At 42.7% G+C, this 22510-nt stretch carries 18 protein-coding genes and 1 other RNA gene; 6 read left to right on the plus strand and 13 right to left on the minus strand.

Going from position 1 to position 22510, the window contains the following annotated elements:
- Nucleotides 1-36 precede the first annotated feature (36 nt).
- Genes J0656_RS08140 through J0656_RS08155 form a run of 4 tightly spaced genes read left to right on the plus strand, consistent with a single transcriptional unit; the run spans nucleotide 37 to nucleotide 2957 of the window.
- Nucleotides 37-753 carry a DUF4198 domain-containing protein gene (locus tag J0656_RS08140; protein WP_207032776.1) on the plus strand — a complete coding sequence of 239 codons (717 nt, stop codon included), beginning with the start codon at nucleotides 37-39 and terminating at the stop codon, nucleotides 751-753.
- A gap of 2 nt (nucleotides 754-755) precedes the next feature.
- Nucleotides 756-1088, plus strand: coding sequence for a hypothetical protein (locus tag J0656_RS08145; protein ID WP_207032777.1), 333 nt, complete (start codon nucleotides 756-758; stop codon nucleotides 1086-1088).
- Nucleotides 1089-1091: 3 nt separating this feature from the next.
- Entirely contained in the window at nucleotides 1092-1391 is a 300-nt protein-coding gene (locus J0656_RS08150; protein WP_207032778.1) for a hypothetical protein, read from the plus strand.
- Between the two features lie 3 nt (nucleotides 1392-1394).
- Entirely contained in the window at nucleotides 1395-2957 is a 1563-nt protein-coding gene (locus J0656_RS08155) for a PepSY-associated TM helix domain-containing protein (protein ID WP_207032779.1), read from the plus strand.
- A 2-nt stretch (nucleotides 2958-2959) separates the two neighbouring features.
- Here the strand turns inward: J0656_RS08155 and J0656_RS08160 are convergent, their stop codons facing one another.
- From J0656_RS08160 to J0656_RS08180, 5 genes are all read right to left on the minus strand, one after another.
- A complete protein-coding gene (locus tag J0656_RS08160; protein ID WP_207032780.1) occupies nucleotides 2960-3328 on the minus strand; it encodes a DUF1801 domain-containing protein in 369 nt (122 codons plus the stop codon).
- A 13-nt stretch (nucleotides 3329-3341) separates the two neighbouring features.
- Nucleotides 3342-4214, minus strand: a complete 873-nt coding sequence (locus J0656_RS08165; protein WP_207032781.1) for a DUF808 domain-containing protein — start codon at nucleotides 4212-4214, stop codon at nucleotides 3342-3344.
- A gap of 88 nt (nucleotides 4215-4302) precedes the next feature.
- Nucleotides 4303-4758, minus strand: coding sequence for a COG2426 family protein (locus tag J0656_RS08170; protein WP_207032782.1), 456 nt, complete (start codon nucleotides 4756-4758; stop codon nucleotides 4303-4305).
- A 111-nt stretch (nucleotides 4759-4869) separates the two neighbouring features.
- Entirely contained in the window at nucleotides 4870-5139 is a 270-nt protein-coding gene (locus tag J0656_RS08175) for a hypothetical protein (RefSeq protein WP_207032783.1), read from the minus strand.
- An 80-nt stretch (nucleotides 5140-5219) separates the two neighbouring features.
- Nucleotides 5220-6425 (minus strand): NAD(P)-dependent oxidoreductase, encoded by a 1206-nt coding sequence (locus J0656_RS08180; RefSeq protein WP_207032784.1) that lies wholly within the window; start codon nucleotides 6423-6425, stop codon nucleotides 5220-5222.
- Between the two features lie 365 nt (nucleotides 6426-6790).
- Here J0656_RS08180 and ssrA point away from each other — a divergent pair.
- Nucleotides 6791-7190: a transfer-messenger RNA gene (ssrA, locus tag J0656_RS08185) on the plus strand.
- A gap of 394 nt (nucleotides 7191-7584) precedes the next feature.
- Here ssrA and J0656_RS08190 read toward each other — a convergent pair.
- The 8 genes from J0656_RS08190 to J0656_RS08225 all read right to left on the minus strand — a co-directional run bounded on the left by J0656_RS08190 (nucleotide 7585) and on the right by J0656_RS08225 (nucleotide 21705).
- Nucleotides 7585-9351 (minus strand): hypothetical protein, encoded by a 1767-nt coding sequence (locus J0656_RS08190; protein ID WP_207032833.1) that lies wholly within the window; start codon nucleotides 9349-9351, stop codon nucleotides 7585-7587.
- A 317-nt stretch (nucleotides 9352-9668) separates the two neighbouring features.
- Nucleotides 9669-10904 carry a M14 family metallopeptidase gene (locus J0656_RS08195; RefSeq protein ID WP_207032785.1) on the minus strand — a complete coding sequence of 412 codons (1236 nt, stop codon included), beginning with the start codon at nucleotides 10902-10904 and terminating at the stop codon, nucleotides 9669-9671.
- Between the two features lie 164 nt (nucleotides 10905-11068).
- Entirely contained in the window at nucleotides 11069-12409 is a 1341-nt protein-coding gene (locus J0656_RS08200) for a fibronectin type III domain-containing protein (protein WP_207032786.1), read from the minus strand.
- Nucleotides 12410-12505: 96 nt separating this feature from the next.
- A complete protein-coding gene (locus J0656_RS08205) occupies nucleotides 12506-14059 on the minus strand; it encodes an N-acyl-D-amino-acid deacylase family protein (protein WP_207032787.1) in 1554 nt (517 codons plus the stop codon).
- Between the two features lie 102 nt (nucleotides 14060-14161).
- Nucleotides 14162-15325, minus strand: a complete 1164-nt coding sequence (locus tag J0656_RS08210; RefSeq protein ID WP_207032788.1) for a hypothetical protein — start codon at nucleotides 15323-15325, stop codon at nucleotides 14162-14164.
- A 20-nt stretch (nucleotides 15326-15345) separates the two neighbouring features.
- Nucleotides 15346-16962 (minus strand): SusD/RagB family nutrient-binding outer membrane lipoprotein, encoded by a 1617-nt coding sequence (locus J0656_RS08215; RefSeq protein ID WP_207032789.1) that lies wholly within the window; start codon nucleotides 16960-16962, stop codon nucleotides 15346-15348.
- A gap of 21 nt (nucleotides 16963-16983) precedes the next feature.
- A complete protein-coding gene (locus J0656_RS08220) occupies nucleotides 16984-20334 on the minus strand; it encodes a SusC/RagA family TonB-linked outer membrane protein (RefSeq protein ID WP_207032790.1) in 3351 nt (1116 codons plus the stop codon).
- A gap of 225 nt (nucleotides 20335-20559) precedes the next feature.
- Nucleotides 20560-21705: a FecR family protein gene (locus tag J0656_RS08225; protein ID WP_207032791.1), complete on the minus strand. Its 1146-nt coding sequence runs from the start codon at nucleotides 21703-21705 to the stop codon at nucleotides 20560-20562.
- A gap of 103 nt (nucleotides 21706-21808) precedes the next feature.
- Here J0656_RS08225 and J0656_RS08230 point away from each other — a divergent pair, with 103 nt between their 5' ends.
- Nucleotides 21809-22351: an RNA polymerase sigma factor gene (locus J0656_RS08230; RefSeq protein ID WP_207032792.1), complete on the plus strand. Its 543-nt coding sequence runs from the start codon at nucleotides 21809-21811 to the stop codon at nucleotides 22349-22351.
- The last annotated feature ends 159 nt before the right edge of the window (nucleotides 22352-22510 follow it).

Here is a 22510-nt window from a genome sequence, read left to right on the forward strand (position 1 = left end):
CCATGGAACATCATGGGCCTTTAAATGTAAATGATCATGAAAACAAAATTCATTCTTTTTTTAACCTGCCTCTTAGGGACCCTTACGGCCCAGGCACACTACCTATGGATCGAGACCAATACCAACGGAAAACTTGGTCAATCCCAAGAAGTACGTGTACACTATGGTGAGTACACTTACGGCGTCATTGAAAAAGTAGAAGGTGAGGCCTTTCCCGCAGTTTCTAAATTTACCCTTTGGGTAATCAGTCCCGATGGTTCAAAGACTGAACTTAAGACAGAGCCAAAGGAAGACCATTACTTGGCCAGTTTCACGCCATCACAAAACGGTGTTTATACCATTGCCTTGAACAACAATGAAATCGATGTAATCGATTATACTCAATACGACTTTGGAATTTTCAAGACGCACTATCATTCCACTGCAAAGGTTCAAGTAGGGACAAATGGAGACACCAAAGCGGAAAATCCAGAAGGAATAGTGGTAAAACAATTGGAAAATGACGGGAAGGAAATCAAACTCCAAGTTTTGTACAAAGGAGAGCCTATACCCAAAAACGAACTTAAAGTATATGTTGCGGACCTGTGGTCGAAAACATTGTACACCGATGATAACGGTGAAGTTTCCTTTGCCTTGCCATGGGATACAAAATACATTGTGGAGACCACGACCAAAGAAGAGATTCCAGGCACCTACAATGGCGAAGAGTATGAGTTTATCTGGCATTGTGCCACCTACTGTATAAAACAATAACAATGCTCACGGGAATTTCCCTTCTAACCTTGATTTCCTTTTACCTGCTGTACAGTACATCAAAAAAAATGTCGGCCGTTGGGAATCTGGGCTTTGAAAAGTCGATTGGAGAACACGGAAGAGCATCCAAGTGCATTGGCTTGGCCTTAATGATCTTATCATTGGGGCTGAGTTGCTTTTATTGGGGCATAGGTGCAGGAACATTTACCTTTTTTATCATTTTAATGACGATTGCCAGTTTAGTTATACTCTTGGCTCCCTTGCGATTGCTGAACTATACTTTTTTACTATTGATTTTTACCTGTTCATTTATTTTTGAAGTTCTTCTGTTTTAAACTATGCCCGCCAACAAAAAATACCTGACCCCATCGACCTCGCAACGTTTTGCCAAGATATCTGCTGCTATTTTGGGTGGTTTGATCGTTGCGGTAATGTTCCATATGGCCTTGGCCAGTTGGTTCGACCATGTTACCGTAATCATCACCAGTACCTTTTCCGCTTTTATTCTATGGGCCATTTTAATGGTTGTAGCTTTTTTGGGCAAAAATGGCTGGAAAATCTGGGGCATCTATCTTTTGGCAAGCCTTGTGCTCTTTGTGATCTTTTATTTTGGAAACCAAACCAACCCACTTGTTTAAACCATGGGAAACCGCATCTACAATATATTGTTCCACACGCATACCGTAAGCGGTATCGTAATCAGCGTTGCACTTTACGTTATTTTCTTTACAGGTTCGTTCTCCTTCTTCAGGGATGAGATTACCAATTGGCAACGCGGGCATACCGTGACCCAGGAGGATGCAATATCCGGAAGCGTGGACCAATATCTTGACGAACTCTCCAAAGAACACAATCTTTATGGTCGTGATGTGGAGCTGCGCCACTATTATAATGAAAGAAATATTTCCGTAAGCATTGGGGCTTCTCAAGACTCTCTAGCTGCTGAAAAAGACAAAGCCCGCGTCTTTTTTTATTTGGATACGGTGGACAAGACCAAAGGAAGCTACGAGGGCAATTACCATTTGGGCGAGTTTTTGTACCGCCTTCACTTTTTGGACCAAATCCCATATCCCTACGGCAGATATTTATCGGGATTGGTTGCCTTCTTCTTCTTATTTGCCATTATCACGGGAATCTTGGTGCATTGGAACAAGATTGTCTCAAACTTTTACACCTTCAGGCCGTGGGCCAAGATAAAAACTATTTGGACGGATGCCCATACCGCTTTAGGGGTAATCGGTTTCCCATTTCAATTTGTGTATGCCGTTACCGGAGCCTTCTTTTTGTTGAAAGGCATTTTGATTCTTCCTGTGGTGATGGGAATGTACGATGGGGACCAAAACAAACTATTTGAAGACCTGGAGTACAATCATCCTGTATATGAATTTCAGAACGAGAAACTGACCAAAGAGATCCATCTTGATCAACTGGTGGATGAAATGAAGGAGGAGTGGCCCGATTTTAGAATGACCGAAACCCATATCTTTAATTACGGGGACAAAAATATGCATGCCGCAATCAGTGGATACCTTGGTTACGAAACTAAATTAAATGGCCTTGGATACCGAATCTACAATATGGGAGATGGCTCCATTGTAGAAGAAAAAGTTCCTGCCAAGAACAATTCATATTTGGATGGTGTTAAAAATATGATGTTCCGTCTTCACTTTGGTGATTATGCGGGCGTAGGACTTCGTTTGATATCCTTTATTCTTGGACTGGTCTCCTGTTTTGTTATCCTATCCGGGATCATGATCTGGCTTGTAGCTCGTGATAAAAAGAATATCCCAGAAAAGCGTAGAAAATTTAACGCACAAGTAGCCAATTGGTACATGGCCATCTGCCTTACCCTGCTTCCTGTTACCGCCTTAGAGTTTATTCTTGTAAAGTTTGCAACAGAAGTCAACCGTACCTTTTTGTACCAAACCTATTTTCTTGTTTGGTTAGCTGCATCTGTTTTCTTTATCCTTAAAAAGAATATTGCCTTTACCAATAAATGGACATTGATCTCTGGTGGTATTTTGGGATTGTTGGTTCCGATTGCGAACGGGATTGCGTCCGGCAATTGGATTTGGGTAGCCTATCAAAATGGATACCAGCACATTCTTTTGGTGGATTTGCTCTGGTTGATATTGGGAATTGTATCGCTCTGGATAGCTTTCTTTAAACTGAACACCTCTAAAAAAGAACTCGCACCTTCCTAAATCTACTTTTTGTAAAATCCTTTATGTTTAAGCGAATAGCATTCCTGTAAAACTTCCACCAACACCTCTTGGTCGATTTCTTCCAGCGAAAAATAGCGAAGCGATTTAACCACCTTTCGGTTTTCATTGACCATTTTATCCAAATGCAATGTTAGATGGGCCGAATTCCAAAAGGCAATGTCCACATACCTCTTTTTTTGGGACACATTTAAATAGCAGATGGGCTGTTTGCCCGCATAAAAGCATGGGATGCTCCATTTATATTTCATGTCAACATCAGGAACAACAGACTCGATCACCGCTTTTAGGTGCAACAAAATGCTTCTGAAGGGTTCTTTCTGGTTGATGATATACTCTTCTGCTGGATTCATAAAAATGACTTGCTTACGACTTACTTTTGAACAGCTTTTTCACCAACTTCAATATTAGAAGCGCAACAAATCCGATGACCAGCCCAAAAATAAAGTCCTTTAACAAGGAGGGCAGGCTTGGGAACAAATGATGGAAAAATTCAATATTATGGGTAAAAATACCCCCTGAAACCAACAATAGGGCCAAGGTTCCAACAATTGACAAGCCCTTAATGATTTTTGGAAGCGCATTCACCAAAACTTTGCCCACCTTATCTGAGAAGCTATCCGTTTGTTCGTTCAGGTTAATGAGCTTGTAACCGTAATCGTCCATACGAACAATTAAAGCAACAATACCATAAACCCCAACAGTGGCCAATAACGCTACAACGGACACAGTGGCAATACGAATGGTCAATGGTTCATTGACCACGGTACTCAGAGCGATGATCACAATCTCAATGGAGAGGATAAAATCGGTTATGATGGCCTGCTTTATTTTTTGTTTCTCAAGCTCCGGCAAATCTTCTTTGGGTATTTCGGTGGGGGGGGCGTCATGGGCTTCCTCTCCTCTATGAAAAATGTACTCGTATACTTTTTCTGCTCCTTCGTAAGCCAGATAGACACCACCTAAAATCAAAATAACAGTAATAGCAACGGGCAGATAGGCACTCAACAAAAATGCTATGGGCAGAATAATCAGCTTGTTCAAGAATGAACCTTTGGTAATGGCCCATAGTACGGGAATTTCCCGGCTGGATAAAAATCCCGTCGCCTTTTCGGCATTCACCGCCAAGTCATCCCCCAAAATACCTGCTGTTTTTTTTGTGGCGACCTTGCTCATCGTTGCCACATCATCCATAAGTGCGGAAATATCATCTAAAACAGCAAAAAAACCTGATGCCATAAGCTTTGTTTAAGGTTAGTGATTTAAGTTGGAGACAAAATAAATAAATCCAACCTTAAGAATGGTCAAAATCGAAAAAACTATTGTCTTAAATGCCTTCCATGGACATTAAGGTGGCCACCCAAATAATTACAGAGGAGAAAAAGATGCCGATCGTATTTGCCGCAAAAGCTTCGCGCTTTTTCATTTTGAATAGGTATGCTGCTATGCTACCGGCATAAACCCCTGTACCTGGCAGGGGAATCATAACAAACAATACAATCCCCAAGAATCCGAAACGCTGTATTTTGTTTCCCGAACCCTTTTTGGCTCTTTGACCTACGAAGACAGCGGACTTTTTATAAAAACGCCATTTGATCAAATGACGGTTGATGTATTCCAAAAAGAACATCATTAAAGGAAATACCATTACATTGGCCAAAAAACACACAATAAATACAACGTACTCATTAACCCCTTGGTACATCCCGTAGGGAATACCGACCTTGGCCTCTCCAAAAGGCGATATACTCCAAAGTGCCGCTATGATCAAATCTTTGTGCAACGTAGTTATAATTTAAGCTGACAAAATTAATCAGGAATTTACATTTTGCGTCTTTGGCAACCCTTAAAAGTTTATTAATTGTGATTTATGCCGATTAAGTTCTAAATAACTTTAAGCCAGGGAAGAAAATGATGAGCCATTTATAGCCTGATCAAAACCAGACAGAATTTGATTAGCATACTCCTTTGGAGTTCTATCCGATATAGAAACCCGTTTATTGTCCACATCCACATTGAAATGAAAGCTGGAAAAGTCGGTATCGACATCCAGTCTAGACAACAGGAATCGCATAATTCTTGGTCTGAGGCTGTACTCTAAATCAATACAAGTCCTTTGCATTGCTGGATTGTCATCTCCAGAAAACACCCAATTGAATTTCACTGGCTTATGGAAATTAGGACACACAATATACTAAAAAACAGTCCTCAGTCAACCTATAACCATGTTTTTTGGACGAAGCGTTATTCTTTACCGTCCACGTAATCTTGTAGGTATGCATAACGTTCGGTCAGCTTCCCATTTTGGGTCATACGGGCCCTTTCAAGAACTCCGTCTTTGTCGTTATTGAAAAACGAGGGGATTACATACTTAGAGAATGCTTCGCTAAAACCAACACTGGCATCCCTGGGCAATTCACAGGGCAAGTTATCCACGGCCATTACGGCAATGGCATTTTCCGACATAAAATCGGTCTCCGTTTCAGAATGCGGATCATAGCCATAAATGGGGTCCGCAATGGTAGACGGACGTATGGTGGATGCCACCGGACCATCAATATCACAACTGATATCGGCCACTACTTTTATTTTGAACCGAGGCTGTTTGGCATCTTTCCGGGTATACAGGTATGGTGCGCCGTCACCATAAAAATGTCCTGCAATATAAAAATCTGTCACTTCGGCAAATCGGAAAAAATTTGATTTGTATTCCCTAGGGTTCTTAAAAAAATCCAATTTGTTGCCACGGACACCATCCTTACGCTTGTTATAATCAGATGCATCTATCTGGCAATATACTGGCTCTTTGAAGGTGTCGCTCAGGTATTCGGAGACACTTACTTTTTTTAAACCTATACCATCCAACATTTCCTTTGCCCCATTGCCCACTCTACCTTTGCCGGTAAGCAATATTTTGATGTTGGGCAGTTTTATTTTTTTAAGCTCGGTGATCAGGGCCTTCTGATCCAGAAGAGACTCGGCTTTGGGCAATTGGTACAAGTTATATTTTAACCCGTAGGTCCTAAATCCATTGTAGGCTCCAACGATTCCTGCATAACGTCCAAAGGCTACCAGCCTAGCCCCTTTGGCGTTGGTTATGACCTCATGATCGTACAACTCGATGTTTTTGTCCAATATGGCTCGGAGCAGTTCCCTATTGTAAGGTTGCTTTTTTATGGTATGGGAAAAAAAGAAATATTTTTTATTGGGAATCAACGCATCAATGGGAACTTCCTTTACGCCAAGTAGCACTTCGCAAACTTCCATGTCATTGACCACTGACAGGCCTTTATCGGTATATTCTTGGTCTGAAAACACTCGAATTGGTGAGGATTCGACCAAAATATCGGCCTTTGGGAATTTGGACAAGACATTTTGACATTCTTCTGGGGATAGCACTACCCTGCGGTCTGGTGGATTTTTACGTTCCCTGATGATTCCGAACTTCATATAACATTTTGGTATAATTGTTGACCAAAATAAGAGGAAAAGGCAGGGTAAGCAAACTTTTTATTGTTTGATGGATATGCGTTACCTTTGCCGACCGCGTTAGGGATAGAGGCAAGTACCCTGCCTGCGGCAAGCAGGCTTGTACGGCCGATAGCCCGACCGAAATGTTGCGAAGCGACTTTTTGGTAACGCCCACACTTCGACAGAGTTCATAGAGAGCATAGTCGAAGTACTCAGTGCAGTCAAGTTCTTTGATAAAAAAGTGAGAAAGCGTTTAGACCCTTCGGCGCAGTTTATGCTGAGCATGGACGAAGTACTCAGGGCATAATTCGTTTACGGTAAGCAAAGCTTACCTAACTCATTATGGGGCCGACCGGTTTTGACAGCAAGACCAATGGCGATGTAAGCATGCCGAGCGCTGGGATACAGCTCGTTAATCTCATGTTTCACACTTTTAATTGGCGAAAATAATTACGCTCTTGCCGCATAATCTGAATTATAGTAGGATTTGCCTCGTCCCTACAAGGTAGGGAAGCGAGATGTTCCTGAATAGCCCTTGTTGATGGCGATTCGTTTAGGAGCACCAAAAAAGTCAACACAAGGGTGTCCGCTCGCTTTGGCGGCACCTCTAAAACCTAAAGAAGATAAGTGTATGTTAGGCCGTATCTGGTCAGGCATGCATCGAAAACTAAGCAGATACTAAGCATGTAGAAAGCATAGTTATTGCTTGTTTGGACGAGGGTTCGAATCCCTCCGGCTCCACTTCAAGAGCCACCTTAAGGTGGCTTTTTTTTTTGTTCTTCCTTCGGGATTCGAAGGCCAACGCGACCAGCACGTCGCTTTACTAAAAAGATTTGCTAGACTTCTCTTAACGCTCGGTCGTCTCCGACTCCACTAAGACCGGAAACGCCGGACATAGTATACCCCCTTCGACGGGATTAAAGTAAACATAGTAGAAATACCAGTAACTATTTGGATACCTATTAAACTGGTTCAAAAAATCCATTTTTGGTGGTTCTCTCTATCTGTCCTTTCCAGGTTCAGCCCTACATCTAAATAAACCAATTCATTTACGACTGAAAATTCTGAATGGTACAATGGTATACTTTATGTGTACACAGCCAACCGAAGGCCTACCTGGTTTTCATTACTCCTTAAATCATGCCTCCTTCATTACCGGGATGGTAACTGCCATGAGTTCTTCCTTAAAAAATAGAAGTTCGTTTTGTATATTGGTGCTTTCAAAATGCATGAAGTCCCGGAACAATTCCTGATAATAGGCAATTCCATTGAACAAATTACTTCTAAAACCCTCCCATTTTTTGGTTTGCTTGGTCGTGACTTCTTCCGAAATGGATTCTATTTCATTTTTCAAATAATCCACATACATTTTCAGCTCTTTGACAAACATATTTGGCCGATATAGGGAAGAAAGTACAGAGTTGGTTCCATAGATATGTTCCATCATTTTGGAAAGTGAAACTTCCTTATCAAAATAAGCCATATTAGGTCCTGGACAAATAACCACCCCTTGCTCTTGGCCTTTTATTTTAATATCGTTTTCCAAAAAGGAAGCATTGGCCAAGCCTACACAAAGGCAGGCCTTTTCATATATTTTGCCTTTGGCATTCTCATACTTGTCTTGAGAGATTTCAGAGCTTTTAGCTTCCAATTCTTGTAGTTTCGCGTCCTGATACTTTTTTGAAGCCGTGCAAATACCCTCTGGACCGAATTCTTTGCTCAGTGCCAAATATTTTTTTGGGCAAGAACTCCCCGCTTTATTGTTAAGGATACGCTTTTGTTTATGATACTCATTTGAAGTTCCTTTTATAGTGTTAAAAGGAACTCCTAAAGGAGAAATACCACTTAAATACAAATCTTCTTCCATGGATTCAGCTAACAATTTTCTGGTATTTTTATCCACGGATGTGGCTTCTGGAACCAACAAAAAAGGCGTTCCCCAACCCACAGAATCCACTTGGTAATTTTCAAGTAAAAATTCGTGTTCGTCGGCCGTGCCGACACCACCTTGAACGGTGATGTTTAAATCTAAGGGGTGTTCGGGAACAGCCAGCCCTTTGTGCTGCAACCCTTTAGTCAGAACATGGTGCGTATCTTGCACCAGCTCTTCTTTTTTATTTTTAAATTCTTCTAAAATAGGCCCCAGTAAGTAGCCATCCGTGGCAAATGCGTGTCCTCCACAGTTTAAACCAGATTCAATTCTATATTCGGAAACCCAAAGTCCCTTTTTTGCCAAAAATTTACCTTGTATGATCGCCGAACGGTAATCACTGACCTTTAGAACAATCTTCTTTTTTAACCGGTTGTTCCTATCGGGAAAGAAATCTTTGAAGTTTTCAAAATAACTATATAATCTTGGGTTCATTCCTGCCGAGAGCACTACTGAAGAATGTAGATTACTATTGGCAAAACCCCGAAGTGAGGCATGAGCATCGTTAAACTCAATAGGCAATTGCTGGCTCTTGGCAAAGTTATCCTTATCAACTTTGGTCATGATATTCACATCAATGTCCCCAGCTTTTAAATGCTCGTCCAAAAAAACTTCAATATCATTTTTAGGTACTGGGCTTTCATTCATCAGATTGGAAAGTCCTTCCCCTATATTGGATTTATTGGGCAAGGTAGCGATGAAGCTTTCCAATGCCAATTTACTTTCGGCCAGTTCCTTTTTAAATTTTGCGAATTTTCCCTTAACAATGGTATCCACCAAGTTTAAATAAGAAGTAACTCGTTTGGCCCGATAATCCTGCACTTTTTTTGAAATTTCTTGATAGGGAAGATTGAATTTCTTGCTGTAAAACGAATTCATTTTCTCCATAAGCTCATCATCAATTATGGATATTACCGAAGAAATTCCATAGTGGGCCACACGAATTGGACTGTCTATGGTGTAGGCTAACCCCATTACCGGAATATGGAAGGTGTGTATTGATTTAGGCACAAACTTTTTTTAAATTAAACAAGACACAAAAGTGAGCTTCTTTTTTTATCCAAACGCTGACATATGTCATATGTCAGCGTTTTTTTAACCGTGGTACCCTTCTGAAAATTTACCAAGAAAACGGAATGGGACCGGAAAAAGATGTCCATACATCATGAAGAAGTGTTGGAAAAAACAGTTCCATCCAGAGGTGGCCTACATTCCCTTTTCTATATACTATCATAACAAAGCATTTAGGATTCACTATTATACTTCGCGATGTATGTCTAATTCATGATCCATTATTTCTCCAATAGTAATTCCATCATGGCCAGTGAAGAAGCTTCTCCGATTTCAACTATCCGTTCTTTTGGCGTATGGTCCCCTATTTCATATGTTATTCCCACGGCACCTTGCCCGTACAAAAACCATCCTTTTGACACTGGCTTGTTGCTATTGGAATCCTTTTCATTGACTTCATAGTCTTTAATATCTTTTTCCAACCTCTCGAACCAATCATCGATAAAGTGGGGCAAGGTAGTCCCTCTTCTGGTTTTGTTGGTATAGAAAACATCTTCGTAGGTGGAATGGAAATCCAATCCCAAAATAATTTCTCCTCCATCCTTTTTACTGATCTCCGTAATAAATGACACTACATTCTCAACCTCAGGTTGACGGTATTTTGACCAATCCCGGTTCAGGTCCACCCCATTGGAATTATGTCTCCAATGCCCTAAATCCACCCCATCTGGATTAAGATTTGGGAAAGCCAACACCCTATATTTGCTTAAAAATTCAGTGGAAAGTACAGAGCTTTCCACGACAGTTTCCACAAATTCTTGAAAAGCGAAGAAGCCTGTGACTTCTGGAGGATGCTGTCTAGTTAAAAGAACAACAATGGGTTTCCCTTCCGGACTTCCCCTATATATGTCCAAAACCGGGATATTTCTACCCAAACTGGACTGACCGGCGCTTCCCAAGTGTACAAAATCATTGGAATCCAAAATATGCTGCAGATACCATTGTTCCACATCATCTGAACTATTGATTTCTTGGGCCGCAATTAGTTGAGGCTCCCTATCTACCATTAGTCGTAGCATCCGCCCTTTATCCGATTTGATTACATTCACGGAATCCACAATGCCCCATTCCCCATTCTTTTTTCTTTTGGGTTTGTACCTGTGCCTGAATTCTTTGGGATACTCAAACTCAAAATAAACCTGCCTTGGTAATTCGGACCAAGTTTCAAAAGCATAGTAAGGGCTCTTGTTGATGGGAGTGTTCTCTGGTGCAAAATACAATGTAATCGTTGAATCATTCAATTGGTTCGCACCGTTGAGGCGAGCTCCATCAAATTCATTGCTTACTGAAACTCCCAATGCTTCAAAGTAATAAGTCTTTTTAGTTTGATAATCTATCTGCCTGTCCCTTGTGTCTACCGGATTTTTGAATTTCACTTTTTTTGGTAGGCTGCAATCCACCATTACTAGCGCCAATGCAATGGGCAAAAAGGTTCCCCAATATCTCTTTATTGTCATATTCGTGGTATAAATTATTGTATCGACCGTCAACACAACCTCATTATAAAAATCTGATTATCTTGAGAATAAATGTTTTGATAGTATTTTAGGTCGGCGGTTCATCGAAAAGAACTCCATCTAATCAAAGGTTTTGTCTATTAATTTGCTGGAACTCTTTGGAATCAATCATTAAAAAAAACATTTCCCAAGGCATTGCTCATCTTGGCCCAACCCGAAGCATCCTGACGAAGTTTTGGCCGCGCCTGCTCAATGTGGATAAACCTTCCCGATGTTTCTGTGGCTGAAGTGCCACAAGGATCGGGAGAACTATTGATAAAACGACCTTGTGTGTTGGTAAACCCCCGTAACCTGGTCCAATCGGTATCGATATGGGCAATTTTGAAGGTCAATGAGGCATCCTCTTCCAACAGGGCGTCCCTGATCAAGGAGGCATAATCGTTCTCGGGAGTTTGGTCCGTCCCATTACTCATGATCACATCCGGGTCATTATCGCCCTTGCCAAAACCATGTAATTGTACAAATACTGTACTAGGTAGGCTTGTGGCAATAACCTCTGTGGTTCTTTGGAAGGCCGAACCAGTATTGTGTGCCAAATCCGATATACGGTATGCACCACTACTACCGCAAGCTGAAGTCGTCCCGGAACATTCCGTTTCGGTGTCACTGTTGCACCTATGGGCACTGCTCAAAAGAAGCGCCTTGGCCACATTGTTCCTAAAGGAATACGCCGCCTCATAGCCTGTATTGGTATCATATTTAATGTGTGGCGCCATTAAAATAAGATCTTCGCTTTCCGGTGCCGCGCTGAATACATAGATACCCCAATAATTCGTTTTTGCGCTTTCGTATTCAGCCAAAATATAAAATACCTGATTGGGGGAAAGTGTGGTATCCGTAAATTCCGTAACCTGATAATTAAGTTCTGCGGATTTCGCTACGGCTTCCGAAATCTGGTCGTTGAGCATATGGCCGACAACTGTTTCCCAAAGGTCCAGTTGTGCGTCAACTGGAGCGGTATAGCCGTCCTGTCCGCTTCCTGGTACACTATCTATCAGCTTTCTCAGATAGCTATCGATGTTACCGGATGCAAACTGCAATTCAGCCGCAATGGTTCCCGTAGTGGAGACTTCCAGGGTTTCGCTTAATTCCGATTCATTTCCTGCAGCATCGGTCGCTAAAACCTGATAGATATATACGTTGCCGGGCTCCAGATTGTCCAAAGCATAAAATGTTTGCCCTGCACTAGCCAAGTAGCTCCCGTTCTGATATATGGAATAGTTCTGGACCCCGATATTATCTGCAGATGCATCCCAGCGTAATTCTGCCGTTGTCCGGGTCACGTTTTCCGCGATCAATCCCGATGGCGCGGTGGGAGCCTGTGTATCCTTTTCCATAGTAGGTTCGTCGTTTCCTCCACTTGAAGAGCAGGAGACCAACAGAACCAACAACATGACCATTCCCATCACGTAGGTAAGCTTTGCCATTAATTTAAGTGTTCTCATTCTTATTATATTTTGTTCTGGAAGAGAGTAGCACATCCAGGCTTTTTGAGTACCGTTTGAAAGTTGCATCCTCTCAACCTTAACTCTAGTAGAAGCCTACCTTTGCAATACTCTTCCGTTCAATTTTTCTGTAAATTTTCTGTTCTCGATGGAAAACTTTCCATTGATAATACTGTAGACCACTCCTTCCGAAAACTGAAAAGCATCCATATAATCCGCGTTATCCGAAAAGTTAATAGGGTCAAAAATGATGATGTCTGCATAATTCCCTTCTCGGATCTTGCCCCTTTTGGGAAGTTTAAGAATCTCTGCAGTTTTGGAGCTGCTCCGATTAATAAAAGAGGCCATGTTCAAGACACTATCTTGCTTAACAAATTTTCGGTATTTGTATGGAAAGGTTCCATACTTTCTTGGATGTCCCGAACCTCCGTCCGAACCGGTCACCACCCAAGGTTGTACCATAAAGTTCTCAATATCATAAGAGTTCATATTGAACGAGGCTATTTTAATATAGCCTGTTTTCAATATATCGAAAACAGCATTTTCAGGTGACTTTCCAAGGTCTTCTGCTATTTTTAGAACATTCTTTCCCACAAGTGTGGTATCCGGCGCCTGTATGACCAGTAATTTGTCCGCTCCTCCCCTTCTTGTGATGTTCCTCTGCGTCTCTCCAAGTATTTTACTCCGAAGTGCCGGATTTTGAAAACGTATGAACAATGAATCGCTTCCACCACTTTCGGCCCATCGGGGTACTACGGCAGCTTTTAAACTTGTTGCGGATGCATCATACGGGTATTGGTTGGCTGTGATATCGATGTCTTTTTGTTGTGCCGTTTCCACTATTTTTAAAATGGAATCACTTTGCTTCCAAACATCGACACCTAAACATTTTATGTGTGAAATATGTACTGGAACATTTGCTCTTTCACCAATCTCAATGGTTTCTTGCACAGCTGGTATCAACCCAATGGAATAAGTGCTCTCATCCCTCATATGAGTATCATAAAAACCGTTGTTTTTGGCAACGACCTTGGCCAGTTCCACAACCTCGTCCGTTGTAGCATAGCTGCCCGGTGCATAAAACAGTCCTGTTGACATTCCAAAAGCCCCGGTATTCAGCTCTTGCTGCATCAAATCCTTCATCTGCTCCAGCTCTTCCTGGGTGGCCTGTCTGTCACTTTCCCCCATGACTTGCTTTCTGAGGGTCCCATGACCTACCAAGGTGACCACATTGGTGCCTACACCAATTTTTTCGCACGCTTCCCTGTATTTTGATAGGGGATAGGGACTGCTTCCATCATTACCTATGGTTACCGTTGTTACACCTTGAAAAAGAAATGGTTTGTTGTGTGAATGTTCCGGGTCGTCCAAATCGTTTGTGGCATGGGTGTGTGGATCAATAAACCCGGGGGACACTACAAATCCCTGTGCATTTATGGTTTTTGTGGCCATCACTTCTCTTTTGTTGTGGTCACCGAGCCAAACAATCTTATCGTCCTTTATGGCAATCGCAACGGATTGGGGTCGTGTTCCCACTCCGTCGTATACAGTACCGTTTACAATCAAAATATCTGCTTTAATACTGCTATTATCTTTACAGGAAAACAACAGGACCACAAGTACCATAAAACCTAGAAACTCTCTTTTCATTTGGATTCTTCTTTAATGGAATGTCAACCCCATAAGTATGGGGCTGACATTTCAATTTATTTGAGCATAAAATTATCCTCAAAAAACCAATCAAGAACAGTACTAATCCTCCGATTCATAAATGATCACATTGTCAATATCAAAAGACTCGGGTGTAGCGCCAGATTGTATCTGAACGACCAATTCATAGGAACGCACTCCTTTTAGGTATCCACTATTGATTTCATACCACTGCCCTGCCACTTCTTCTACATCATCACTGAAGATACTGGCCAATTCAAGGACATCTGCACCGGAGTCTGTTGTAATATTGGCATAGGCATGTATACCGTCCAATTCCTCCCAACTGGTATCTCCAAAAAATACTTGAAAAGATACCCCGGAGTTCTGCTGCCCCTCGGGCACCTCCACGGTATCAAAGGTGAGACGTATAGCTCCATCGGCATCTTCCGAATGGAATCCTTGGGTTCCATCAGGATAGGCCTCATAATCCTCAAAAAGAGAAAAAACACCTATACGTTCGGCCGAGAAGCCGAGACTGCTGCTGCTGATATCCTCTATTGCTATGTATTCCGCATCGAAACCAAGCTCATCATCCACGCCAGTGCCCACTGCCACATAATCCACGTAGGGGGGTACATCTCCATTGATCAAGTCAAGGGTCTCATCATTGCTTCCGTTTCGGTCATACGTGTCGTCCTCGGCACCAATCGGAACTTCTTCAAATGAGGTTCCCCTGATTTTTTTACCAGCGGGTTGAAAAAAGGAAATGGAAAACTCCATGGCCTGATTCGGGAAATACAACTTGGATCTATCCGTGGTATCTCCCCCTTCGTTCACGTTATTATCGTTCAAATCCGGCGAGGCACCGCTAAAGGTGCCATTCGGACTGGTTACCGTACCCACAAAGGACATGGTGGACCCCAGTTCGATGTCATCCTCAGTCAGACCGAGCGCATCAATAATATCACTGATGGAAAGTTCCAATTGATAAGGAAACTCTGTTACTGTGACGATATCCTCTGCTGTTGTATCTCCGTAGGTCACGGAGAGTGAATAACTGTCGGCATTGCCGTTGGAATCCACCAATTGTGCACTGATTACATCGGAATCCAAGCTGAGCACGCTATAACTGAGTTCTGGTGTTTGATCAAAGGAAACAAAACCGCCTCGGTCCGTAATGTCCTCAAACGTATTGTTATCATTGGAACAGCCTATCAAAAATAACAGTCCCAATAGAAATTGTATGCTTATATTACTTTTCATAATAGAAATCGTTTTGCTGTTTATTTAATGAAACTATCGGGATTCGTGTCCCAGAATACTTTGTCATAGTTGTTTTTCTGTTCAAGGGACAGGTTTCGCTGCACTTCCAACCTGGATAATGGAAAACTTCTTGGAAATACGGGATTGTCATCATCTATGGGCACCTGCATGTCGGATGGATATCCCGTTCTTCGGTAGAAGTTATAAGACTCTATGGAGTTTCCGTAAGCGGCCAAATAGTATTCCTTCATTACAATATCCAATCGTTCCTCATCGGTGGTGGCATTTGAATAATCCTGCATAACCTCACCTACATAGGCGTCCACATCGGCAGCTGTGGGTTGAAGATCAGAGGTTACTCCTCCGAATGCCATTACTTTGGACATGGAGTTTCGAATTCCAGTCTCAAGCAATGTTGCTGGGTCTCCATTGGTTCCAAGGGTCAATGCTGCTTCGGCACGCAAAAAGCTAACATATGAAGAGGTCAATAAGGGCAGGATTCCCGCTCCGCCCAAATTATCGGTAGTGCTGGGTGCGCCTACAAACTGGTCCTCATCAAAGCTGCCACCGCCCGGGTAAACCCCGTAAACGGTTCTCAGCAGATTGTCCCCTCTTCCTACGCGGCTTTCCCCATGGTCGTAGCCCCAATACTGATCGCCAATGTAGCAATAATCTACGTCCGGATCTCCTTGACAAGGTAGGTACGGAGGTCCACTGAAAGGATCTTCGTTGGACTGTCTGTAGAGGTAATAACGAATCCTTGGATCTGGATTGTTTTTGGATTCCTTGAGCTGGTACATAAAATAGTTCCCGATATATTGGTCAAAACCGCTCACATAGGCTCTTTGAAAGTACAGATGTCTACTTTCCGGTTCCTGTACGGTACTATAGGACCATTGAAAATCCTCTTCGGCCGAATCAATCAAGTTTTGGGACGATAGGGCATTGATTTCGGCTTGTATATCTGCTATGCCTATATCGGTACTTGCCAATCTTGCCTGAACAAGCATCCTTAATTTGAGGGAATTTGCAAAGGCTATCCATTTGTCTTTATCACTTTGATAAAAAAGATCAGTAGAAAAGTCAAAGTTGGCCTCTTGAATCTCTGTAATGGCTTCATCAATATCACCAAGAACCGTTTGATAAAGCTCTGCCCCACCATCGAGTTCGGGATTGGGAAACTCTGCATTGTTCACGGCCTGTGAATACGGTATCGCTCCCAGGTAGTCCACCATGGTCACGGTCATATAGCCCATCAAGAGCTTCGCGACACCGCTATGGAAGAGCAGGGTTTCATCATCCTCTGCCAGTGCCTCAATAGTCCGTACATTGTTCAATGCCTCATAATAGGTATCCCATTCTTTACTGGTATCCCCATCCATAACACTGGTGGGGACCACATCTCCGTAGGTGTCGGTCATGGCTTCATATCTCATCACATCATCCGTGTTGACAATCATCCATTTCATGTAATGCTGGAAGAGGTACTGTACCTCGTTGAGCATGTATTCCGGGTCCGCACTATCTGGTGTCAGATAATTGGGGTTCTCCTGTAGATCGAAATCCGAGACCTCGCAACCCATAAAGAGCAGTAAGGCCAGTGTGCTTATACTAAAGTATCTTACTATATTTTGCATGTTATTTCTTTTTAGGTACGATTAAAATGTTGCGGTTATGCCCAATGCAATCCTTCTGGTGGAAGGGACTGTACTGTTTCCTTCCAGTCCATCACTTTCTGGATCATAATTGGTATACCTTGGGAAATTCGGTGCCCTGTACCATAGGTTTCTTCCAGAAAGGGTAAAGTTGATACTCTTAAAGGGGAGTGATTGTCCTTTTTGTGTTGTTAAGGTATACCCCAAAGCAACCTCCCGTATCCTAAATATCGAGGTATCCCACATGGCAAGGTCATTGGCATTGTAGTAATTGGAATACGATATCCTACCTGGATTCATTTGAAAGGTGTTGGGAATCTCGTTCCCATTTGCATCCAACAAGGGCGCTCCGGTAGCATCGTCCGCCAGATATCCGGGAATGACGAATGCACCGTCCCTATCCTCGGTATCCCTAGTGACCCCTCGTTGCAACATACTGCTCACCGCCGAGGAGTAGATCTCGCCACCATGTCTGTATTCAAGCTGTGCCGAAAACCTAAAACCTTTATAGCTAAAGGTGTTGATGTTGGTCAGTCGCCAATCGGCATTGGAATCTCCGATGACCTTATCATCAAACCCGACATCGCTACTGGTAATCACTTCACCTACCCTTGTACTGGAACCGTTTCCGCTTATAAGCAGATTCCCATTCTCATCTCTAAGGGCATAATCCCCCATGATAACTCCAAAAGGCTGCCCCTCTACAGCAAACCTGTCGTCCGTAGAGCTAAGGTTGATGTTGGCCCCTGTGTCTGTAGTCCTTACCACTAAAGATTCGTCCGCGGTGAAAATGTTGCGGAAATTCCATTGGAAATTATCGTTCTTGAACAAATCTATGCCGAGGTCAATTTCAACACCTTTATTATCGACTCTACCTAGGTTGATATACTGCGTGTCAAAACCTGAAGACCCTGCCAAGGGCGCACCTACAATCTGATCTTCGGAAATTCGTTTGTAAACGGAAGCCTCCAAGGTCAATCTATTGTTGAACATATTGGTCTCCAACCCAAGCTCGAACTCACGGTGCAGCTCTGGTGCCAGGTCTGGATTAGCATACCTTGTACTGTACCTATTGGTTACCGGGTACGACCCATCGGCAGCTGCAAATCTGAGGTTATCTATCACCAAGGTTCCCCTGGTCCTGTATGCACTCGGATACCCTGAAGAGGTTGCATAAGCCCCCCTGATCTTTAAAAAGTTGATTACATTCCCCCCAAAATCAAAGGCAGAGGTCGGCACAAAAGATAGGGACGCCCCTGGATAGAATAGGGATTGATTGGCTTTTTCGACCGTACTCCCCCAATCGTTTCTTCCCGACAGTGTTGCATATAAGTAGCGCTTGTAAGCGAACTGGAACTGTCCAAAAACACCGGCTAAATTCTCATCTTCCGACTCGTATTCCGCTTCGGTGGTAACGTAATTACTGGGTCTTAAAAAACCATATACCACCTGTCCATCGGAATCCGATGACCGACTCTGGTACCTCGTTATTCTGGAGTTTGCCCCAATCTGTGCCTCCAAATTTAGGTCTTCCGTAATATTCTTATCAAACCCAAGTATTACGGTCTGGTTGACATCCACATCTCTTTCGCTATCCAAACGCAGGTATCCAATTTTAAAAGTATTGTCGTCGTATCCTCCTTTATTGGAGTATTCAAAACCACTAAAATGCCTACTATCATAACCTGCTCTATAAGTCAGATTAAAGTCATCGCTCAATTTGTAATTGGCATTGACGGTACCGTAGACGTGCTCGACAATATCGTTGGTCCCGGTATTGTGCAACATCCACAACGGATTTGTATCATTTCTGTAATACACGGATTCACCGGTCAATGGATTCTGATAGGGAAGCTCGGTCAAATCAATCCATCGAGGCTGATAGTACACTACATTGAAAATACTTTCACCGTACACCCTATTTACTTTTCGTGACGAATAGTTAAGGGTAGCGCTAAGGTCCAACTTGTCGGATATCTGGGCACGCCCTCCGACACTGATGTTAAACCTTTTTAAATCGTTATGGTCTATAATTCCTTTTTCATCCGTATAGCCAGCGGTAATATTGAAACCGACCTTTTCCTGCGATGTGGCCACGGTCAATGAATGTGTTGTCCCGATCCCTGTCCTGAATATATTCCGAACATTATTAGGTTTGGCGGAAATGTTCATGGTTGCGCCTTCGTATTGTGGAAAAATATCGCTCAAAGGAGCATACGGATGGTCAATTGTACCAATATCCGAAAATGCGGGGCCCCAATTGGAAAGATAAGTAGGCTGGAACTCGCCCTCTCCTCCGTTGGAATATGTATTCTGAAATTCCGGCAATTGTGATACCGTATTGGTATACACGGTGGTAGAATAACTGGCCGTAGTCTTTGCCTGTCCTGTTCTAGCAGAGCCACTTTTGGTCTGGATCAGGATAACCCCGTTCCTACCCTCACTACCATAAAGTACGGAAGCATTGAAACCTTTGAGTATGCTCATACTTTCAATATCGTTGGGGTTGATGTCCCTGAGCAGTCCATTGAAAGGTACATCGTTTACCACGATCAAAGGGTTGTTGGAGCCGGTTATCGATACATTTCCACGTATTCGTATAGGGGAATCGGAACCTGTCTGTCCATCGGCCGGGGTAATCACAACACCCGCAATCTTACCTTGTAGGGTCCTTGCCAAATCCGCTTCGGGACGCTGCTCGACCTCTTCTGATTTTACTTGTGAAATGGCATAACCCAAGGCTTTTTTGGATTTTTTGATACCTTGAGCAGTAATCACGACCTCTTCCAAGGCTTGTGCCGTTTCTTTCATTACAACATCTATCGTAGCTTGGTCACCTACTTTTACCTCCTGTGTCTCGAACCCCATATGCATAAATTGGAGCACGTTTTCCGGATAAGGCACGGTAATGCTGTAGTTACCATCAAAATCCGTTGTGGCCCCCTTGGTGGTTCCTTTGATCAAAACAGTTACATTGACCAACGGGAATCCTTCTTGGTCGGTAACGGTACCGGAAACGTTGATCTGTGATCGTCGGCTGCGTGAATCCGCCTTTTTCACCATTATGGTGTTGTCCGTTGTCAAAACAACATCGAGATTGCCCGGTTCCAGACTTTTTTTGAGCAGTCTGTTCGTACTGATACGTCCCTTTTTTACCGGTATGGTAGGATAATCATCAAACATCCCAACCTCATAGATAAAACTGTAGTCGGTCTGGTTCATAATCAAGTCAAAGATCTCATCAACCGTCATAGCTCCGTCCAAATCGATCTTGATACTGGATTTTTGGGAAACGAGATCGTTGGGAGCAAAACCGAATACCGTAAGACAACATAGAAAGATAAATGTTCTCATGAGTAGCAATAGAAGCCGGTTTCCCAAAAGAAACCTGGCTTTCGTTAGTTTAGTTTTCATAAATTTGATTGTTATTAGTTAGTTTCTGAACAATTAATTAATAATGATTAATGGGGGCGTGGCCATTGAACTTTGGCGAGTTTGGCTCGTCCCTTTTTTGATGGCGTTTTTAGGTCATAAGCATTTTTTTTATGGTTTGACTTCCTTTTATGGCTGGTTATCTGTTTATTTCAATATGACAGTCTTATCGTTGATCTCATAGCTGTGCAACGAACTAGACATAATCACCGAGAGCACTTCTTCAATGCTCTGGTTTCTCCTAAGCACCCCTTTGAACCTTTTATTCTCGAGGGATTTGTTTTCAAAGACCACTTCCATATCGTACCATCGGGAAAGGGTTCTCATAATATCCTTCAAAGGCTTTTTCTTAAAGCTGAAAACGCCGGACATCCATGACGTCTCGGAAAAGACATCTACTTCGGACACATGTATCGTACCTGTCTCCAGATTGAGTCTTGACTGCTCACCTGGGGCTATTTCTTGAGTACGTTTCCCATTGCTAACAGTAACCTTTCCCTCCACTAGGGTAGTAAGTACTTCCGGTTCGTCCTTATAGGCCTTAATATTGAATTCGGTACCCAATACGCGGACCTCCTGTTCGTTGTGGTATACTTTAAAATCATCCCCTTGGTTCTTTTCGCTGGATGCGACCTTGAAATAGGCCTCCCCATATAGAAGATATACCTCCCTACTCTGTCCCTCCACGAAATCCACAGGATATTTCAGTTTGGATTCGGAGTTGAGCCAGACCTTGGTACCATCGGAAAGCAACAAAGAAAACTGCCCTCCCCTGGGCACGGAAAGGTAATTATACTCCATCTGACTGGTCTTGCCCTGTTTTGCAGCATATACGATTTGATCTTCTTTGGCATTGAGGGCTTCAGTCGTATAGTCCGTCCCCTTGCCCAGCTCAACTTCCTTACCATCCCCAAGGGTCAGTACCGCTGCATTGACACCAGGTCGTATTTGGTTGTTCCTTACTACGGGAGCGGGGGGCATGGAATCTTGCGCAGAAGAAAGTATGTTTTTGAAAAAGAGTGTCGAAGCGATCAAGACAAGGAGTACCGCCGCATATTTCATCACAGTGGCATAGCTGAAACGTTTCCTGGGTGCCGGAATCTTATCGAACAGTTGTTCACCGTTCGCAAATGACCGCTCTAAGTTCAACAAATGGTTGATTTCCACATATTTCCGAAAATATTTCTGATTATGCTCGGACTTGAGCCATTCAGATAAGGTTTCGCTCTCTGCCTCGGAAAGCCTATTTTCAACTAACTTTAGCAGTAATTTATCAACCTTCGTTTGATTCATACTTAATAATTATTTAATCTTATGACGCGGGAGAATTCCATCCCCCCCTTTAAAGGACAAAAAATTTATGTTTTTGCTCTTTTTTTAAAAAAACAACCTCTTTTTGCAGCAGCGTACTGACATATTTATACTGAATGCCCTCAAGAAAGGAGACAAAAAAGTCTTTGAAAAGCTCTATTCCTCCTATTACCAAAAGTTGTGTTCCTTTCTTTTGAGTTATTGCCAAGACCACGAGATCATTGAGGATGTGGTGCAAGATGTTTTTTTGAACCTATGGGACAAGCGCAGGGAAATCAAGATCCAAACGTCTTTGAATGCTTTTCTTTATAAGTCAGTGTACAATAAACTCATGGATAAATACAGACATCTCAGGCTCAGGAACGAAATGCTTTCCTCCTACTACCATACGGCCATCATGCTAGCTGTGGAAAAAGAAGAGGACCGACCAAAAAAGCACATAATACTGTTACGCCAATGTATGGAAGGACTTCCTGATAAATGCAGAGAGGTCTTTTTAGGGGGCAAGGTCCGCGGACTGAGCTACAGTGAAATCTCAAAAGAATTTGGAATTTCAACAAAAACGGTAGAAGGACATATTGCGAGAGCTTACAGACTTTTGAAAGAGTGTATGGATAAGTATAAATAACCAAGAAAAAGCCCAAATTCAACTAAAGGATAAAGCCTCCCACTAAAATTTTACGGAAAGTAGCTTCCCTTCGGATAAAACAGCATGAACGTATTGGTTTTCCTTCATTTGAATCGCTGACCTTATTTGAATCAATCCTACAAGTCAAGGTGTATGTGT

The organism is Flagellimonas aurea, assembly GCF_017313785.1.
Classification (GTDB): Bacteria; Bacteroidota; Bacteroidia; order Flavobacteriales; family Flavobacteriaceae; genus Flagellimonas; species Flagellimonas aurea.

Excerpts from the sequence above, each read along its gene's own strand:
- J0656_RS08140 (WP_207032776.1), top strand. The coding sequence starts at position 37 with ATGAAAACAAAATTCATTCTTTTTTTAACCTGCCTCTTAGGGACCCTT.
- J0656_RS08145 (WP_207032777.1), top strand. The coding sequence starts at position 756 with ATGCTCACGGGAATTTCCCTTCTAACCTTGATTTCCTTTTACCTGCTG.
- J0656_RS08150 (WP_207032778.1), top strand. The coding sequence starts at position 1,092 with ATGCCCGCCAACAAAAAATACCTGACCCCATCGACCTCGCAACGTTTT.
- J0656_RS08155 (WP_207032779.1), top strand. The coding sequence starts at position 1,395 with ATGGGAAACCGCATCTACAATATATTGTTCCACACGCATACCGTAAGC.
- J0656_RS08160 (WP_207032780.1), bottom strand. The coding sequence starts at position 3,328 with ATGAATCCAGCAGAAGAGTATATCATCAACCAGAAAGAACCCTTCAGA.
- J0656_RS08165 (WP_207032781.1), bottom strand. The coding sequence starts at position 4,214 with ATGGCATCAGGTTTTTTTGCTGTTTTAGATGATATTTCCGCACTTATG.
- J0656_RS08180 (WP_207032784.1), bottom strand. The coding sequence starts at position 6,425 with ATGAAGTTCGGAATCATCAGGGAACGTAAAAATCCACCAGACCGCAGG.
- J0656_RS08190 (WP_207032833.1), bottom strand. The coding sequence starts at position 9,351 with ATGGGGTTAGCCTACACCATAGACAGTCCAATTCGTGTGGCCCACTAT.
- J0656_RS08195 (WP_207032785.1), bottom strand. The coding sequence starts at position 10,904 with ATGACAATAAAGAGATATTGGGGAACCTTTTTGCCCATTGCATTGGCG.
- J0656_RS08200 (WP_207032786.1), bottom strand. The coding sequence starts at position 12,409 with ATGAGAACACTTAAATTAATGGCAAAGCTTACCTACGTGATGGGAATG.
- J0656_RS08205 (WP_207032787.1), bottom strand. The coding sequence starts at position 14,059 with ATGAAAAGAGAGTTTCTAGGTTTTATGGTACTTGTGGTCCTGTTGTTT.
- J0656_RS08210 (WP_207032788.1), bottom strand. The coding sequence starts at position 15,325 with ATGAAAAGTAATATAAGCATACAATTTCTATTGGGACTGTTATTTTTG.
- J0656_RS08215 (WP_207032789.1), bottom strand. The coding sequence starts at position 16,962 with ATGCAAAATATAGTAAGATACTTTAGTATAAGCACACTGGCCTTACTG.
- J0656_RS08220 (WP_207032790.1), bottom strand. The coding sequence starts at position 20,334 with ATGAGAACATTTATCTTTCTATGTTGTCTTACGGTATTCGGTTTTGCT.
- J0656_RS08225 (WP_207032791.1), bottom strand. The coding sequence starts at position 21,705 with ATGAATCAAACGAAGGTTGATAAATTACTGCTAAAGTTAGTTGAAAAT.